Below are 2,903 nucleotides of genomic sequence, written 5' to 3'. Positions count from 1 at the left end.
TCAATTAAGTCTCTTACCAGATAAGGATTTAGTCGATTTATGCCCCCCTATCGAACCATACCAAGTAACGAAGAACCATACTATTGACTGATAACTTACCCACTGATAACTGATAACTGATAACTGATGCAAGGCTGACGGCTAATATTGATATCGCTCGCGATTTAAGACTAGGGTGGCATTTTTAGCGACAAAATCGATAATTTTTTTGGCCACATCCACACCGGTGGCCGCTTCTATTCCTTCTAAACCGGGAGAAGAATTGACCTCGATAACCACAGGCCCGTGATTGGACCGTAATAAGTCCACACCCGCAACCCGTAAACCCATGGCTTTAGTGGCCCGTATAGCCGTACTGCGTTCCTCTGGGGTTAATTTTATCTTTTCTGCTTTGCCACCGCGGTGAAGATTAGAACGAAAATCCCCTTCGGCCCCCTGTCGCTTCATCGAGGCTACCACTTTTCCATCGATGACAAAACAGCGCAAATCTGCCCCACTGGCCTCTTTAATGTACTCTTGTACTAGAATATTAGCTTCTAATTGCCGAAAAGCTTCAATAACTGACTTGGCTGCTTGGTCGGTTTCCGCTAAAACTACCCCAATACCTTGAGTTCCCTCTAATAATTTAATCACTAGAGGGGTGCCGCCGACGGTTTCGATTAAACCATCGATATCTTGAGTTGCGTGAGCAATTCCCGTCACCGGTAAACCTATCCCTTCCCGAGCGAGGATTTGCAGACAACGCAATTTATCCCGCGACCGGGAAATTGCTTGGGAGTCGTTGGCAGTAAAAACATTCATCACCTCGAATTGTCGGACGACTGCGGTTCCATAGAAGGTTTTTGAGGCGGCAATACGGGGGATAATCGCATCGAAACTCTCCAAGGGTTTACCGTTATAAACAACCGTGGGTTTATGGGAGGTGATGTTCATGTAACAGCGCAAATAATTGATCACTCGTACCTCATGGCCTTGAGCTTCTCCCGCTTCTTTCAGTCGCTTGGTGGAATAAAGAGAAGCGTCTTGCGATAAAATAGCGATTTTCATAAATTTTCGCTTAAATATTGCTTTGACAACTGAATAGCTCGTTATCCCCTAATATTGGCTTTTTTGGCTGGCAACTCATAAAATTTCTGTTCTCGATCGAAGTCCATCGATCATTATGGCGCTGACAGTTCCCTTTGAACAGTTGGGTTAAATGAAAAGTAAAAAGGATCAAGCTTAAGACTAGATTTGTTTTTGTCGTCAGGCTAAGTTTAAGTAGCTGGTTATAATTAAATGAAAAATGGATTTTGCCTTTAATCCCCCCTTAATCCCCCCTTAATAAGGGGGGTGCCGATCCCCCCTGCCCCCCTTGATAAGGGGGGTGCCGATAGGCGGGGGGATCCCCCTTGATAAGGGGGGTGTCTGAAAACTTTTAACACCTACCTACTTAAGTTATAGTTTTAAGTATTTAATTGACTAACAAAGACTAGAGAAGGAGCAAAGGGAAAAAATGTCAATTAATCAATACAATTTTGTCACGGTTTTGCTACTAGGGATGATCGATCGGCTAGAATGATAAGGTGATCAACGATAATAATTATGACTTTACTAGCGAAATCTTTAGAGGAACTGACCGACTGGGTAAAAGACCAGGGACAACCCGCTTATCGGGGTAAACAATTACACCAATGGCTATATGAAAAAGGGGTGCATTCTTTGGCGGATATTTCCGTATTCCCCCAAGAATGGCGCAGCAAGCTGGCGGATTATCCTATCGGTCGTTCCCTTATACATTATCGCAGTGTAGCACCCGATCGCACTCGTAAATATCTGCTAAAACTGGCGGATGGTTTAATTATCGAAGCGGTGGGAATTCCTAGTGAAAAAAGATTAACAGTCTGTGTTTCTTCCCAAGTGGGTTGTCCGATGTCCTGTGATTTTTGTGCCACGGGAAAAGGGGGTTTTACTCGTAATTTAAAAGCGTATGAAATCGTTGACCAAGTGTTAACAGTACAGGAGGATTTTCAGCAACGAGTGAGTCATGTGGTGTTTATGGGGATGGGGGAACCTTTATTAAATATTCCCGAAGTGGTGACAGCGATTCATTCCCTGAATCAAGATGTGGGTATCGGTCAGCGTTGTTTAACGATTTCTACGGTGGGATTACCCCATAAAATCAAGCAACTAGCAGAACATAATTTACAAGTAACTTTTGCTGTTAGTCTCCATGCTTCTAATCAACAAGTTCGAGCTAAATTAATCCCCAGTGCCGACCATTATTACCTAACTGATTTGATTCAAGACTGTCAGGAATACGTTCAAATCACGGGACGAAGGGTGACATTTGAATACATTCTTTTAGCGGGAGTGAATGATTTACCCGAACACGCAGGGGAATTAGCCAAACTGGTGAAAGGTTTTCAATCTCACGTCAATTTAATCCCCTATAATCCCATTCAAGAGGTGGATTATCAACGGCCTGATGAAAAGAGAATCAGAGCTTTTAAAACTATTTTAGAACAGGAAAAAGTCGCCGTTACTGTCCGTTATTCGAGAGGTTTGGCAGCCAATGCGGCCTGTGGACAATTGCGAGCGAGCGTTATGGTCAAATAAACTTGATTTGTTTACTACTCTATCATCAGTTTTCTCTGTTATAATTAGAGTAACAGAGGAGTGTTGGTTGTGTTGTTTGTTAATAATTGTAAAATTTAATCAAGATCGGGATGGTTATCGGGCAACACCTCAACGGTGGGGGCAAGTAACTGTTAAGTGTGCTTCTTTAACTAGGGCTTGCTGAATAAATCTAAAAACCTTGTTGGATAAGGCTTTTAGACTTTTTTGACCTCAAAAAGTGCCGACCATTGGAGGGATCGGGGGTAAAATTCAGGTACTTTTTCCCTGAAAATTAGGTAACTGAC

General features: G+C 42.9%; 2 protein-coding genes. One reads left to right on the top strand and one right to left on the bottom strand.

What is annotated here, in order from left to right; translation table 11 throughout:
- Positions 1-141: 141 nt before the first annotated feature.
- Positions 142-1,047 carry a 30S ribosomal protein S6--L-glutamate ligase gene (gene rimK / locus PX481_RS08700; protein ID WP_288094404.1) on the bottom strand — a complete coding sequence of 302 codons (906 nt, stop codon included), beginning with the start codon at positions 1,045-1,047 and terminating at the stop codon, positions 142-144.
- 537 nt (positions 1,048-1,584) lie between these two features.
- Between rimK and rlmN the strand changes: the two genes are divergently transcribed.
- A complete protein-coding gene (gene rlmN / locus PX481_RS08695) occupies positions 1,585-2,598 on the top strand; it encodes a dual-specificity RNA methyltransferase RlmN (protein WP_043999408.1) in 1,014 nt (337 codons plus the stop codon).
- The last annotated feature ends 305 nt before the right edge of the window (positions 2,599-2,903 follow it).

It is taken from the genome of Microcystis sp. M53603_WE2 (genome assembly GCF_030065435.1).
Note: the sequence above shows the minus strand (reverse complement) of the source record. Positions and strands in the feature narration are given on the sequence as shown.

Bases quoted from the DNA above. Each gene is read 5' to 3' on its own strand.
- rimK (WP_288094404.1), bottom strand. From the start codon at position 1,047: ATGAAAATCGCTATTTTATCGCAAGACGCTTCTCTTTATTCCACCAAG.
- rlmN (WP_043999408.1), top strand. From the start codon at position 1,585: ATGACTTTACTAGCGAAATCTTTAGAGGAACTGACCGACTGGGTAAAA.